Origin of the sequence: Mesobacterium hydrothermale (assembly GCF_035818635.1) — a bacterium.
GTDB lineage: Bacteria > Pseudomonadota > Alphaproteobacteria > Rhodobacterales > Rhodobacteraceae > Mesobacterium_A > Mesobacterium_A hydrothermale.
The window spans coordinates 17,797-31,659 of the sequence record NZ_JAYLLH010000014.1; the positions used below are offsets into that span (position 1 = coordinate 17,797).

General features: G+C 62.9%; 15 protein-coding genes, 1 tRNA gene and 1 pseudogene. 7 read left to right on the top strand and 10 right to left on the bottom strand.

Features of this window, described 5'->3' with window-relative positions:
• Nucleotides 1-94 precede the first annotated feature (94 nt).
• The 3 genes from VK792_RS11415 (at nucleotide 95) to VK792_RS11425 (ending at nucleotide 1,087) form a co-directional block, all read left to right on the top strand.
• Nucleotides 95-171 (top strand) — tRNA-Arg (locus VK792_RS11415).
• Nucleotides 172-315: 144 nt separating this feature from the next.
• Nucleotides 316-642: a hypothetical protein gene (locus VK792_RS11420; protein ID WP_326297620.1), complete on the top strand. Its 327-nt coding sequence runs from the start codon at nucleotides 316-318 to the stop codon at nucleotides 640-642.
• A gap of 61 nt (nucleotides 643-703) precedes the next feature.
• On the top strand, nucleotides 704-1,087 hold the full coding sequence (locus VK792_RS11425) for a hypothetical protein (RefSeq protein ID WP_326297621.1): 384 nt from the start codon (nucleotides 704-706) through the stop codon (nucleotides 1,085-1,087).
• Between the two features lie 51 nt (nucleotides 1,088-1,138).
• Here the strand turns inward: VK792_RS11425 and VK792_RS11430 are convergent, their stop codons facing one another.
• Nucleotides 1,139-1,402: a VapE domain-containing protein gene (locus VK792_RS11430; protein WP_326297622.1), complete on the bottom strand. Its 264-nt coding sequence runs from the start codon at nucleotides 1,400-1,402 to the stop codon at nucleotides 1,139-1,141.
• A 550-nt stretch (nucleotides 1,403-1,952) separates the two neighbouring features.
• Between VK792_RS11430 and VK792_RS11435 the strand changes: the two genes are divergently transcribed.
• A complete protein-coding gene (locus VK792_RS11435; RefSeq protein ID WP_326297623.1) occupies nucleotides 1,953-2,429 on the top strand; it encodes a hypothetical protein in 477 nt (158 codons plus the stop codon).
• An 8-nt stretch (nucleotides 2,430-2,437) separates the two neighbouring features.
• On the opposite strand, the gene VK792_RS11440 is transcribed toward VK792_RS11435, so the two are convergent.
• The 6 genes from VK792_RS11440 to VK792_RS11465 form a co-directional block, all read right to left on the bottom strand.
• Entirely contained in the window at nucleotides 2,438-2,926 is a 489-nt protein-coding gene (locus VK792_RS11440) for a hypothetical protein (protein ID WP_326297624.1), read from the bottom strand.
• Nucleotides 2,927-2,940: 14 nt separating this feature from the next.
• Complete coding sequence (gene pntB / locus VK792_RS11445; protein WP_326297625.1) at nucleotides 2,941-4,419, bottom strand: Re/Si-specific NAD(P)(+) transhydrogenase subunit beta; 1,479 nt, start codon at nucleotides 4,417-4,419, stop codon at nucleotides 2,941-2,943.
• Nucleotides 4,420-4,436: 17 nt separating this feature from the next.
• Nucleotides 4,437-6,008, bottom strand: a complete 1,572-nt coding sequence (locus tag VK792_RS11450; protein WP_326297626.1) for a Re/Si-specific NAD(P)(+) transhydrogenase subunit alpha — start codon at nucleotides 6,006-6,008, stop codon at nucleotides 4,437-4,439.
• A gap of 130 nt (nucleotides 6,009-6,138) precedes the next feature.
• Nucleotides 6,139-6,591, bottom strand: coding sequence for a methyltransferase family protein (locus tag VK792_RS11455; protein ID WP_326297627.1), 453 nt, complete (start codon nucleotides 6,589-6,591; stop codon nucleotides 6,139-6,141).
• Nucleotides 6,591-7,025, bottom strand: a complete 435-nt coding sequence (locus VK792_RS11460; protein WP_326297628.1) for a rhodanese-like domain-containing protein — start codon at nucleotides 7,023-7,025, stop codon at nucleotides 6,591-6,593. Before VK792_RS11460 ends, VK792_RS11455 begins: the two co-directional genes overlap by 1 nt.
• Nucleotides 7,022-7,969, bottom strand: coding sequence for an MBL fold metallo-hydrolase (locus VK792_RS11465; RefSeq protein WP_326297655.1), 948 nt, complete (start codon nucleotides 7,967-7,969; stop codon nucleotides 7,022-7,024). Before VK792_RS11465 ends, VK792_RS11460 begins: the two co-directional genes overlap by 4 nt.
• A 133-nt stretch (nucleotides 7,970-8,102) precedes the next feature.
• Here VK792_RS11465 and VK792_RS11470 point away from each other — a divergent pair, with 133 nt between their 5' ends.
• On the top strand, nucleotides 8,103-8,858 hold the full coding sequence (locus tag VK792_RS11470; RefSeq protein WP_326297629.1) for an SDR family NAD(P)-dependent oxidoreductase: 756 nt from the start codon (nucleotides 8,103-8,105) through the stop codon (nucleotides 8,856-8,858).
• A 141-nt stretch (nucleotides 8,859-8,999) separates the two neighbouring features.
• Here the strand turns inward: VK792_RS11470 and VK792_RS11475 are convergent, their stop codons facing one another.
• Nucleotides 9,000-9,581, bottom strand: coding sequence for a TetR/AcrR family transcriptional regulator (locus tag VK792_RS11475; RefSeq protein WP_326297630.1), 582 nt, complete (start codon nucleotides 9,579-9,581; stop codon nucleotides 9,000-9,002).
• A gap of 96 nt (nucleotides 9,582-9,677) precedes the next feature.
• Here VK792_RS11475 and VK792_RS11480 point away from each other — a divergent pair, with 96 nt between their 5' ends.
• Nucleotides 9,678-10,136, top strand: a complete 459-nt coding sequence (locus tag VK792_RS11480) for a (2Fe-2S)-binding protein (protein WP_326297631.1) — start codon at nucleotides 9,678-9,680, stop codon at nucleotides 10,134-10,136.
• 3 nt (nucleotides 10,137-10,139) lie between these two features.
• Nucleotides 10,140-12,371, top strand: a pseudogene (locus VK792_RS11485) (xanthine dehydrogenase family protein molybdopterin-binding subunit); the annotation flags it as partial.
• 51 nt (nucleotides 12,372-12,422) lie between these two features.
• Here the strand turns inward: VK792_RS11485 and VK792_RS11490 are convergent.
• Together VK792_RS11490 and VK792_RS11495 are read right to left on the bottom strand one after the other, a co-directional pair.
• Entirely contained in the window at nucleotides 12,423-12,962 is a 540-nt protein-coding gene (locus VK792_RS11490) for a flavodoxin domain-containing protein (RefSeq protein ID WP_326297632.1), read from the bottom strand.
• A 68-nt stretch (nucleotides 12,963-13,030) separates the two neighbouring features.
• Nucleotides 13,031-13,810 (bottom strand): gamma-glutamyl-gamma-aminobutyrate hydrolase family protein, encoded by a 780-nt coding sequence (locus tag VK792_RS11495; RefSeq protein ID WP_326297656.1) that lies wholly within the window; start codon nucleotides 13,808-13,810, stop codon nucleotides 13,031-13,033.
• Between the last annotated feature and the right edge of the window lie 53 nt (nucleotides 13,811-13,863).

The following is a 13,863-nucleotide window of genomic DNA, read 5'->3' on the forward strand; positions in this document are numbered from 1 at the left end:
TTGCACATGCTAACGCTCCGCTGCGCGACGGCAAGGGCCGGACGGGAAAACACCTTGCGTTCAGGCAGAATTTCTGTCCTTTCTCTGGCGCGCTGGCCCCGTAGCTCAACTGGATAGAGCAAGCGCCTTCTAAGCGCTAGGTTCCGGGTTCAAGTCCTGGCGGGGTCGCCAACTCCCTTCCTCTCAGAATGGGCAGTTTTGCCGCAAAGGCCCTTGAGATTCAAGGTTTTCTGTCGACCCGGGCGTGTGGATCGGGTAGAACAGAGATTGATTTGTTCGTCAAATGTTCTTATCTAGGCGGACAGGAGGTAGGCATTGGGCAAAATCGGCGCGGCGATACTCGGGGCAATCATCGGCGGGTTTGCTGCCGTCGCCGCAATCGTGTTTTGGTTCGGCTGGGGCCTCCCGGGTCAAGGTCAAGCTGCCTACATGGACCCCACAAGGGCAGACACCGTGTATCTCGCCTGCGAGAACTGCGACACAACCATCGAACTGGGCGACATCAGCGGCCTGCCTTTTGATTTGCAGGTCCGAATTGAGGAAGCCGTCCAAGAGGTGAACTGGGCGCTGAGCCGGAATAACCCGCTCATCGTCCGTCCCTCCAAGTCGGGCCGCTTGCAGCTCGTTGTGCCGGGCTGCTGACGCCCCGCGCCGCCTGGCGCGGTGTCGGGCGGCGCTCCTTCTACATCACAGGAGATTCATCATGGCGACCTACTGGCGCAGCGGCGAAGGCCGCAAGATCATCGACACCACGGCCCACTGGGTCCTCGCGGTCGCGGCCCTGCGGGGCCTCACCGTGTGGGACTACATCGAAGGGCGCTGCTCACTGGCAGAGCTTGGCGTCACGGCGGAGGAGGCGGCGCGGACGCTCAAGCCCCTGATGCCCGATGCCCACCTGCACTACAATGAGCACGGTGGGAGCAAGGAGAAGTATCAGACCTGGGAGGCGTGGTTCAGCAAGCGGCTGCGCAACCGGGTGTTCTACTTCTTCCACCGGCACGGCCCGGAGCGCGGCTTGGTCCGCTGCCTTGCCGAATGGCCGCTGGCGGAGCCTGTGCGCCCGGCCTTCGCCGTGGCTGCCGAGTAGTGCGCCACCCCGAAAACGCCGCGCCGGGTCGCACCGGCGCGGCCCACCTTCTCAGGCGTCCGGGGGCGGCACCACCGGCCAGAACCGGCAGTTGCCGGTCGTGTCGCGCAGGTATCGGCTGTCATTGGTGGTGCCGACGATCACGCACTGGCGGGGCACCTCGCGCTCGCGCCGGTCGTATGACATCCGGGCCTTGTCGTGGGTCCGGGACAGGAAGCCCTTGAGGTGGTCGGTCCCGGCCTTGCGGTTGCCCTTCAGCTCGCCCGCCTCCACGATCCACTTGCCTGACAGCGCCTCGATCACGCGCTTGTGCATATCGTTGGGGCTTGGTCATCGAGGTTTTCATACGGGCAGTAAGAGCCTGTCGGGCTGCCGGTCGATCTGAGCTGACACCAGAGGATTTCAGTGTTGGTTATGCAGAGCATTTTGGAGTGCCACAGGGGTTCACTCCTTTTACCGTCGAGGATTATTTGGACGGGCCTGATCCTAAGTTGTTGGTTCAGAAGCTGGATAAACAGCGTTCCTAATTCTCAACGCCTCAACCATCGAACGGCCCGCAACAAGCGGGCCTTTTTTGCGCGGATCAGTCCGGTAGTGCAAAATGCACGCTTATGCTTCTGAAATGCACGCTTATGCTATGCGCCCATTTGAGAAGGCCGGTAAGTATCTGAAAGTATATCATTATTCTCGGGTCACCTCTGATTCGAATTTTTGGGAACTGCATACTTATGCCTATTCCGCACCGGTTCAAGACCTGATTTTGCTGTCTATGCAAAGGGTTCGGATCGTTGGATCATGGTGCTACAGTCATGGTCCGGCATCAGATTTGCGGTGCCACAGACCCACTCTACAAGGACAAGAGACAGTGAAATTCCTTTCTTGCATCGCACTGTGCATTTTCGGGGCCAACGCCGCATCTGCAGGCCAGTTTTGCGAAATCGACGGGTCGGAAATGTTTGCGTGCACCTTCAAGGGTGGGGCCAAGGCAGTTGAGCTTTGCGATGCCTTCTGGCTGGACGGCAACATGGCGAGCTATGGGTTTTTCAATCGCAATGGTGTGGTGGAAAAGGGAATCGTGATCGACAAGGCCGCGCTGATCGCGCGGCCTTGGTCGGGTATGGGCCGCTACATCAGTGAATCCATCACTTTCCCAGTGGCCGGCGGCTATGCCTACGAAGTGTTCTGGTCCGTGGATCGCAACACCAACGCCGAGATCGAAGGTGGGATCCTTGTACTGAAGGACGGCAATGAAATCGCCACGCTGACCTGCGACCCCGGGTCGGTGACCCAGAACATGACCGCGCTGATCGACATGATCGACATTGCGCAGACGTCGCGCTGATCGGGCTGTCAGCCAAACAGACCCAGCGTCGCGTGCACGTGGTTCAACGCGAAATGCAGGCGACTGACAGCGTGCTCTGAAAACCGGCTGCGCAGCAGGAACGCATAGCTCTCCGCATCGTTGCGCAGCCGTGCACGGACCAGGGCGGTCAACCACTCTTCGTCAAAGCTGCGCACTTGGCTACCGCATGCGGCAAAGTGCAATGGGCCATCCTGCAATTTTGCGATTTCGTCCAGCAAATGCGCCAAAGGGTGATCCAGCCGATCGTCCGGGTGGGCTTGCCGTTGGCGCGCCAGCAGGCGCAATGTGGCCAGCAACGGCTCCGCCATCTGTTCTGCCATGTCCGGCAGAAGGTTGCTCCAATGGTGCGAAGTCTGCATGGCGGCCCCTTTTCCTACCAAAAAGGTAGGAAATAAATGCGCCACTTGCAACCGGCCCCAGACCCAACCAAATTGAAAAGGCCCCGCCGAACCCGGCGGGGCCTTCCCGTGCTTCATTGTCCCGACTTGGATCAGGCGCTGATCTTGGTCAGCAGCTCGTCCAGGCTCTTTTTCGCGTCGCCATAGAACATCCGGGTGTTCTCTTTGTAGAACAGCGGGTTCTCGATGCCCGAATAGCCGGTGCCCTGACCACGCTTCGACACGAAGACCTGCTTGGCCTTCCAGCATTCCAGAACCGGCATACCGGCGATGGGGCTGTTCGGGTCTTCCTGCGCGGCGGGGTTCACGATGTCGTTCGAGCCGATCACGATCGCCACATCGGTGTCCGGGAAGTCATCGTTGATCTCGTCCATTTCCAGAACGATGTCATACGGCACCTTCGCTTCGGCCAGCAGCACGTTCATGTGGCCCGGCAGACGGCCGGCGACCGGATGGATCGCGAAACGCACTTCCTTGCCCTTGGCGCGCAGCCGCTTGGTCAGTTCGGAAACCGATTGCTGTGCCTGTGCCACGGCCATGCCGTACCCCGGGATGATGATGACGCTGTCCGCGTCTTCCAGAGCCTGCGCAACGCCATCGGCGTCAATCGCGATCTGTTCGCCTTCGACTTCCATCGCCGGACCGGTGGTGCCACCGAAACCGCCCAGGATCACGCTGATGAACGACCGGTTCATGGCCTTACACATGATGTAAGACAGGATCGCACCGGACGAACCGACAAGAGCACCGGTGACGATCAGCAGGTCATTGCCCAGCGTAAAGCCGATGGCAGCCGCCGCCCAGCCCGAATAGGAGTTCAGCATCGACACGACGACCGGCATGTCGGCGCCGCCGATGCCCATGATCAGGTGGTAACCGATGAAGAACGCCAGCAGGGTCATGATGATCAGCGTCCAGATGCCCGCGCCGTTCAGGAACAGGATCATCAGGATCAGCGACAGGATCGCGGCAGAGGCGTTCAGCACGTGACCGCCCGGCAGCTTCTTTGCCTTGCCGTCAACCTTGCCAGCCAGTTTGCCAAAGGCGATGACCGACCCGGTGAAGGTCACGGCGCCGATGAAGACACCCAGGAACACTTCGACCTTCAGGATGGCCTGCTCGACGCCGTCCTTGTGCGCCAGAACGGCGGCAAAGCCCTTGACGCCCATGTCATGCAGCGCCGCTTCGATGCCGGTCGCGTTCAGGGTCGGCGACAGGGTCGCCTTCAGTTCCAGCACGCGGACCAGTTCGATATAGGCGTTATAGCCGATAAACACCGCTGCCAGACCGACGAAGCTGTGCAGCGCCGCGACCAGCTGGGGCATTTCCGTCATTTCGACGCGCTTGGCGACAAGCTGACCGATGCCGGCCCCCGCCAGGATCATGACCAGCAAGATGACGTAGTTGCCGACGCCCGGGCCAAAGATCGTGGCGACCATGGCCAGCGCCATGCCGACGATGCCGTACCAGACGGCGCGCTTTGCGCTCTCCTGGCCGGACAGACCGCCAAGGGAGAGGATGAAGAGGACTGCAGCCGCGATATAGGCTGCGGTAACGATACCGATGCTCATTGTCTCTGCTCCCTAACTTACGATTTCTGGAACATGGCGAGCATACGGCGCGTCACCATGAAGCCGCCGACGATGTTGATCGTTGCGATCAGCACCGAGATCGACGCCAGCGTGACGACCAGCCAGTTGCCCGAGCCAACCTGAAGCAGCGCGCCGACGATGACGATGCCGGAAATGGCGTTCGTCACAGCCATCAGCGGCGTGTGCAGAGAGTGGCTGACGTTCCAGATCACCTGGAAGCCGACAAAGCAGGCCAGCACGAAGACGATGAAGTGCGCCATAAAGCTTGCCGGGGCAAAGGCACCGACCAGCATCATCAGCGCCGCGCCCACCGCCAGCAGGGTCACCTGGCTGCGGGTCTGCGCCTTGAATGCGGCAACTTCCTGCGCGCGCTTTTCTTCCGGCGTCAGTTCCTTTGGCTTTTCCTTCTTCTGCGCGGCAATCGCCTGCACTTTCGGCGGCGGCGGCGGGAAGGTGATTTCGCCCTGGAAGGTGACGGTGGCGCCACGGATCACGTCGTCTTCCATGTTGTGCACGATCTGACCGTCCTTGTTCGGGGTCAGGTCGGTCATCATGTGACGGATGTTGGTGGCATACAGCGTGGACGACTGCGACGCCATCCGGCTGGGGAAGTCGGTGTAGCCAATGATGGTCACGCCGTTGTCGGTGACAACTTTCTCGTCCATCACGGTGCCTTCGACGTTACCACCCTTCTCGGCAGCAAGGTCGACGATGACCGACCCCGGCTTCATCGCGGCGACCATGTCGGCCAGCCACAGCTTCGGCGCTTCGCGGTTCGGGATCAGCGCGGTCGTGATGACGATGTCGATTTCCGGAGCCAGTTCGCGGAACTTGGCAAGTTGCGCTTCACGGAACTCGGGCGACGAGACAGAAGCGTAGCCACCGGTTGCCGCACCGTCCTGCTGTTCTTCTTCGAAGTCCAGATAGACGAATTCGGCGCCCATGGATTCGACCTGCTCGGCCACTTCGGGACGCACGTCGAACGCATAGGTGATCGCGCCCAGACTGGTCGAGGTACCGATGGCGGCCAGACCGGCCACACCGGCGCCGACAACCAGAACCTTGGCCGGGGGAACCTTGCCCGCTGCGGTGATCTGACCGGTGAAGAAGCGGCCAAAATTGTTGCCCGCTTCAATTACGGCGCGATAGCCCGCGATGTTGGCCATGGACGACAGCGCGTCCATCTTCTGCGCACGCGAGATACGCGGGACCATTTCCATCGCGATGACGTTGGCGCCCTTGGACTTCGCCAGCTCCAGACCCTCGGTATTGCCACCGGGATTGAAGAAGGTGATCAGGGTCTTTTCTGGGGTCAGGCGCTTCAGTTCGGTGTCGGTCGGGATACGCACCTTGGCGATGATATCCACATCCTTCCACAGCGCTGCGGCGGTCTTGATGATTTCGACACCGGCTTCTTCGTATGTGGCGTCGCTGAACCCAGCAGCGGCACCGGCCCCGGTTTCGATGGCGCACTCATATCCCAGCTTTTGCAGCTGGCGCGCCGAGTCGGGGGTCATGGCAACGCGTGCCTCACCCTCCATCACCTCTTTTGGCGTTCCGATTTTCACGTTTCGCGTCCTCTCTTGCGTCAGACTTGCATGGATTAAGGGTGCTCCCCCCCTTGGATGTTGGGCCTATCCGGGGAAGCAATGCCTGACAATCAGGCAAAGGGTACAACGACGACAGGTCGCACGAAGGTCACACCCATCTTCGCGTTTGTTGCGCATATCTGGCGAACTGCGCAAGAAACTTTCGCCGCAATCTCTCTTCTTCAGGGAAAATGAAACGGCGTTCAATTACCCAGAAAAACACTGGGATAAGTGGTAGCGCCAACACCGAATCCCAATACAGAATCATCCCTGTCAGGATCAGCGAATCACCCAGATAGATCGGGTTGCGCGACCGTTTGTAGATGCCGCTTGTGACAAGTGTACTTGCCTCCAGATGCGGTACGATGGTGGTATGGTGACGGCGCATTTCGTAAAAGGCCAGCGCGATCAGAACAAGACCGCCGCCCACAAGCAGACCGCCCAAAAGATCGGCAACCACGGGCCCGAACGTCAGGCCATAGCTGTAATGGGTCTTTTGCACCCAAGCCAGCGCCAGCGCGCCCGCAAGCCAGACCGGCGGGATATCGATCCACTTGAACATCAGGGCTTGTACGCCGAGTCTTGGTGCCAGCCGTTGATGCCGGATTGCAGAACCACCACGTTTTCGCGCCCCATCAGCCGGGCGGCAAAGGTGGCCTGCGCCGACAGGCTGCCAGTGTTGCAGAACAGGATGACAAGGCCACTGTCGGGGATTTCGTCCAGCCGGCCGGGGATTTCACGCCATTCGATATTGACCGCCCCCGGGATCGTGTCCTTGCCGAACTGTTCCGCGTCGCGGGTGTCGATAAAGGTCGCCGCGTCGAACACTGTCTGGTCGATCTGGTTCGGCAGGATGATCCCGGCCTCGTAGGTGGCGAAATCCATGTAGTCGATCACCGCCTCGGCAACGGCATCGTCCTGCGCCAATACCGGCGCCGCGGCCAGACTGGCCGCGACCAGAACACCGGCGAGGGCGATCTTGGGTGCTGGGATCATTCCCACTCCATTTCCTCGTAAACGCGTCCGGCATTCTTGGTGGCCAATTCCTCGAACGTGTCAAGATAGCTCCACCGCGACTGGTCGACGTAGTAGGCCTCGGCCATGTCGCCGCCGTCTTCGATATGGGCACCGATCTTTTCGCGCAAGTCGCGCAGGTATCCGGTGGTTTCCAGCGTCACCATCGCCATGTTGGTGGGGTGCCCGTGGCCCGGAATGACAAAAGTCGCACCGAGATCGGTAAACGGGCCTTCGAAGGTTTCGATCCAGCAACTGGTGCAGGTGCCCTCGAAAATCGGCGGCATACGTTCGTGGAACGCGATGTCACCGGCAATGACGATGTCCCAGTCCGGGATCCAGACCTGAACGTCGCCCGGATCATGTGCCGGACCAAGGTGCAGCGCCTCGACGGTGATGTCGCCCATCTCGATCACATACTTGTCGCTGAACGACAGGTTCGGGATCGCAACAGTGGTGCCTTCGGCCTTGTCCTGATTGTAACGCTGCATCCCCATCAGGATGAAGTCGCCATTTTCCTCGACTTCGGCAATCGCGTCTTCATGCGCCAGGATGTCAACGCCCAACTCCGCCCAATAGGAATTGCCCAGCATCGCGTGGCCCTGGCCGTTTTCATTGATCACCAGCTTCACCGGTTGATCGGTGACCTGCTTGATCTCGTCATGGAGCGCCTTGGCAAGACGTACGCTTGCCCCGCCATTGATGACGATCACGCCATCCCCGGTGACGATGAAGGACAGGTTGTTGTTGTGGCCGGAATTTTCATAGGTCGGCGGCGCCGTGGCCCCGATGGCCGAATAGACACCGGGAATGACCTGTACCGGCTTGTTGTACAATTCGGACTGCGGATACTGATCCGCGATGTCCTCGTGCGCAGATACCATCTGCGCGGTCACAGCGGCCACCGCCGCCAGAGCCAGTTTCATCATGCCACCCTCCCTTGGCTATCGCGGCATCAAATTCACCTATGCGAATTTATAAATCAACCGAGAAACGACATGGCTTGCGACTTCTCCCGCGAAACGCCACTTTTGCGTCGGGACGAGAGGGAGACAAGACATGACGCTCAAGGGAAAACACGCGCTGGTCACCGGCGGCGGCACCGGGATCGGGCTGGCCATCGCCCGGGCGCTGGCGGACCAAGGGGCCAAGGTGACCATCACCGGACGCCGGATCGACGTGCTGGAAGAGGCCGCCAAAGGCCACGCCATGACGCCGCTGGCCATGGACGTGGCGGATGAAGCATCTGTCCGCGACGGCGTGGCCGATGCGGTGGCACGGCATGGACCGGTGCAGATCTGCGTCGCCAACGCAGGCATCGCCGAAGGCCGCGCGCTGCACAACACCGACATGGAATTCTGGCGCCGGATGATGGCGATCAACCTCGATGGTGCCTTCCTGACGATCCGCGAATGCCTGTCGTCCATGGTTCAGACCGACTGGGGCCGGGTGATCGGGGTCAGCTCGATCGCCGGGATCAAGGGGCTGAAGGGGGCGCCCTGCTATACCGCGACGAAACACGGGCTGATCGGGCTGATCCGGGGCCTGGCGGCGGATTACGCCACCAAACCCTATACGTTCAACGCGCTGTGTCCGGCCTATGTCGACACCGAGATCGTGTCCTCGAATGTCACCCGGATCATGGCCCGCACCGGAATGAGCGAAGAGGCCGCCCGACAGGTCATGGTCGGGACCAATCCGCACGGTCGGCTGATCGCGCCGGACGAGGTGGCCGAGGCGGCGCTGTGGCTGTGTTCCGAGCATTCCGGCAGCGTGAACGGCCAGGCGATCCAAATCGCAGGCGGCGAGGTTTGAGAGAGCCGGATTGCGCCGAGTATTTCACGCCACCAGCGGGCGCGGGGCAGGCCCCGCGCAAGGGGGCGCCGCCCCCTCTGCCGCCTTCGGCGTCATTCACCCCCGAGGTATTTGGAAAACCAAAGACAGGCAGGGAAGGTGTCAGGAGGGGCGCAGGCCCCGGCCGAACAGGCGGGCAAGCTGTTCGACGCTGGCGATGTAATCCGCGTAAGGCGGGGTCTTGATGCCCTTGAGCGCCGCCATGAACAGCCGGGCGGTCCCGTGCGTGTCGGGGAGCGGTGCGATCAGGCCGGACCGGGCCTGCTGCCGCAGCCAGTTGGCATAGAGCCCGGCCAGCCGCGCTTCGCCGGCGGCAACGATGTCGGCGCTTGTGGCGTTGCCGGTGTCGAGCAGCTCCGCCCCGTGCGGCGAGGTCAGAAGCGCCTCTCCGATCTGGCCGGACTGGGCGCGGAAGGCGTTTTGCAGCACGGCTTCGGGGGGGGCCGGTTCGGACAGCGCCTGTGCCACCATGCGGATCGCATCGTCGTAGTAGACTTGGACCAGCGACCGGAAGATGTCGGTCTTGTTGCGGAAATGCAGGTAGAGCGCCGGGCGTGACATGCCCGCCGCGGCTGCAATGTCCTCCATCGAGGTGCGGCGGAACCCATATTGCGAAAAGCAGGTGAAGGCGGCCTTGAGGATCGCCTTCTGCTTGCCGCCGCCTTCGTCGTCTTGCGCTGTCATGATCCGGTCGTGACAAAAATTCACCAAACTGTCAATTGACGCGATGACAAAATGTGCTATTTTTGTCAAGATGTCATTGCGCGTGAGGAGAGTTTCATGCCTGTCGATCTGACCGTGAACGGCACCGTCCACAGGGTGGACCTGCCCGAGGACGTGCCGCTGCTGTGGGTGCTGCGCGATGCGCTGAACCTAACCGGCACGAAATACGGTTGCGGCGTCGCCAGTTGCGGCGCCTGTACCGTACAGATCGACGGCGAGGCCGTACGGTCCTGCCAGGTGGCGCTGGGCGACGTCTGGGGCGCCGTGATCACGATCGAGGGGCACGGCACACCCGACGCCCTGTCGGCGCTGCAGCAGGCCTGGATCGACCACCAGGTGGCGCAATGCGGCTATTGCCAGTCGGGCCAGATCCTGCAGGCGGCAGCGCTGCTGGCGGAAAACCCCAGGCCCACCGACGCAGAGATCGACAGTGCCATGGCCGGGAACCTGTGCCGCTGCGGCACCTATCCGCGGATTCGCGCGGCGATCAAATCCGCCGCCGGGATGGAGGGCTGAGACATGGCAAGCATTGGCAAGATCGCGCGCCGCACTTTCCTGTTTGGCTCTACCGCGATTGTCGGCGGCGTGGCCTTCGGCATCTGGCAGGTCAAGAAGACCCCGCCGAACCCGCTGTCTGACCCCGACGGGGGCGCGGCGCTGAATGCCTTTGTCGTGATCGACGGCGATGGTGTGACCCTGATCGCGCCGCGCGCCGAGATGGGGCAAGGCACCCGCACCACCTGGGCCGCGCTGCTGGCCGAGGAGATGGACCTGGACTGGCGCGACGTGCGGGTGATCCATGGCCCGCCCGCCAAGGCCTATTACAATTCGGCCCTGCTGGAAGAGGTCGTGCCGGGCAAGGGCTATGACCGGTCCGAGTTCATGCACTGGCTGGGTACGCAGATCGGCGATGCCGGCAAGCTGCTGGATATGCAGGTGACCGGCGGGTCGACCGCGATGAAGGACGGCTATGACCGGATGCGCGTTGCCGGTGCCGCCGCGCGCGAGATGCTGAAAGGCGCGGCAGCCAAGCGGCTGGGCATCGGGGCCGGCCAGCTGCGCACCGAGAACGGGCAGGTCATCGCGCCCGATGGCACCGCGATCCCCTATACCGACCTGGCGGTCGAGGCCGCCGCGATCAAACCCGCCAGTGTCGACCTGCGCCCGCGTGAGGCCTGGAAGCTGCTGGGCACGTCGTTGCCGCGCGTGGACATGGTGGAAAAAGCCACCGGCACTGCACAATACGCCATCGACGTGCGCCTGCCCGGGATGAAATTCGCCACGCTGCGCATGTCGCCGCGCCGTGCCGGGATGCTGTCCTTCGATGCCAGCGCGGCAGAGGCCATGCCGGGGGTGGAAAAGATCGTCGACCTGGGCGACGGCGTGGCGGTCATCGCCAGCAACACCTGGCTGGCGATCCAGGCGGCCAACGCAATCACCCTCGACTGGGCCCCGGCCCCCTACCCGCCCGAAACCGACGCGATCTTTGCGACGATCGAGGCCGGGTTCGACCTGACGCCGGATTCCACGATGCGCGACGATGGCAATGTGGATACGCCGGTCGCAGGCAGCACGTCGGTTGAAGCGGCGTATAAGATGCCCTTCCTCGCCCATGCCACGATGGAGCCGATGAGCGCGCTGGCCTGGATCAAACCTGACGGGCTGGAGGTCTGGACCGGCGGGCAGGCCCCCACCTTTGTACGGGCGCATTGCGCCGACGAGGCCGGGCTGAGCGAGGAGCAGGTCACGGTGCACACCACCTATCTTGGCGGCGGCTTCGGTCGGCGCGGAGAGGTCGATTTCGCCATCCTCGCCACCCGCGTAGCCAAGGCGCTGCCCGGGATCCCGGTGCTGACCACCTGGAGCCGCGAGGAAGACATGACCCATGACTTCTATCGCCCTGGCGCGCTGGCGCGGATGCGCGGCGCGGTCAAGGATGGCAAGGCGGTGGCGCTGGATGCGCAGGTGTCAAGCCCGGCGATTTCCCCGCAGGCGATGAACCGCTGGCTAGGCTTCGCGCCCTCGGGCCCGGACAAGAGCATCGTCGACGGCCTGTTCAACCAGCCCTACGCGATCCCGAATTACCGCGTGCGCGGCTATGCCCCCGATCCGGCGGTGCCCATCGGGTTCTGGCGGTCCGTGGGCGCCTCGATCAACGGCTTCTTCCACGAAAGTTTCATCGACGAACTGGCCGTGGCGGCGGGCACCGACCCGCTGGCCTTCCGGCTGGACATGGCGGAACGGACCTGGGAACCCGCCGCCGCCGTGCTGCGCGCAGTCAAGGAGATGTCGGGCTGGACCGGGACAACCCCGGATGGGGTGGGGCGTGGCGTGGCCATGGTCTATAGTTTCGGCACCCCGGTCGCCACGGTGATCGAGGTCCGCGACGACGGCGGCCGGATCCGGATGACCGATGCCTGGATCGCCTGTGACGTGGGCGTTGCGCTCGACCCCTCGATCGTCGAGGCGCAGATGTCCGGAGGCATGGTCTATGGGTTGTCGGCGGCGATCGGCGGGGAAATCACCTTTGCCGACGGCATGGTCGAACAGCGGAATTTCCCCGACTACGACGGGCTGCGCATCAGCGCGATGCCCCGGGTGACGGTGACCGTGCTGGAAGTGCAGAAACACCTGAACGGCGCGGGCGAACCCGGCACACCGCCCGCCGCCCCGGCGCTGGCCAACGCGCTGTACGACCTGACGGGCAAACGCGCGCGGGAACTGCCGTTGTCAAAGACGTTCGATTTCGTCAGCTGGGGCACGGGAACACCTGCCAGCGCCCCGGGTCCCGTCCAGGGCGCTTTAGCTTGGGGGGGCCTCGGAACGCCACTCGTCCAGCAGCGCCCGCAACCCGTCCCAGTCGGTGTATTCCTTGTCGCCGCCGGGATCGACCTCTTCGCCCTTCTGATGCGCGATCCAGCGCATCGCGAGCGTGCGAAAGAAATCATACTGTGTGAACCGGAACGCCCCGGCGATCTGCGCGGTCCGTCCCGGGGTCCAGCCGATCTCGGCCGCGACACCGTCCGCGATGCGCGCCAGTTCGGCCCATTCCTGCGGGTCATGTCCCGCAGCGGACAGCGACACCTGCAGGTACAGCGTTTTCATCCGTGACAGCGCCGCGCCATGGTCTCGGGCAAAGGCAAGCAACGCGGGCTGCACCTTGCCTGCGTGAACGGATCCGGCCAGGATCGCCGCATCGAACCTGTGCGCATCCATCCCTTCCGCATCCTCGACACTCAGCAATTCAACCGACTGCCCCAGCTCCACAAGGTGGTCAGCGGCAAAGCGGCAGATTTTTCGGGTCTGCCCTTCGGTGGTGGCATAGGCGATCAATGTGGTCATGGCACAACCCTCCGTTTTTGGTGAGTCTGCCACGAAAACGGCTCGTGCGCCTTGCGCAGGCGCAAGGGTCAGGCGTGTTCAACCTGCCGCACCGGCACCCGCCCGTCCGCCCAGGCACGGACCGCATCCCCGAAGGCGGTGAACAGCGGGCGCGAGACCGGATCGTTCGCCGCATCCCATTCCGGGTGCCATTGCACCGACAGGGTAAAGCCCTCGGCACCCTCGACAAAAATCGCCTCTGGCGTGCCGTCCGGGGCAAGCCCGTCGATCACGATGCGCTTGCCGGGGGTCTTGATCCCCTGCCCGTGCAGCGTGTTGGTCATCACTTCCTGCGCGCCCATCAGGCGGTGGAACGGCCCGCCCTCGGCAAAGCGCACGACGTGACGCAGGGCGAATTTCTCTTCCAGCGTGCCATCGGGCGGCATCCGGTGGTTCATCCGCCCCGGCAGGTCGCGGATCTCGGGGTAAAGCGAACCGCCCATCGCCACGTTGACCTCCTGAAACCCGCGACAGATGCCCAGGAAGGGCTGGCCGCGTTCGACACAGGCCCGCACCAGCGGCAGCGTGATCGCATCGCGTGCCCGGTCAAAGGCACCATGCGCCTCGGTCGCCTCTTCGCCGTATTCCTCGGGGTGAACGTTGGGCCGCCCGCCGGTCAACAGGAATCCATCGCAGGTCGCCAGAAGTTCCGGCACCGAAACGAACCGGGGGTCCGCCGGGATCAGCAGCGGCATGCAGCCCGCCACGCAGGCCACCGCTTCGGAATTCATCGACCCGCCGGCATGGGCCGGGTACTGGTCGTTGATCAGATGCTGGTTACCGATGATACCGACGATGGGGCGCGACATGGGTGTCCTCTGGCTGCTGATGGCAGTTACGTAAGCCATTCCAGCGCCGTGGA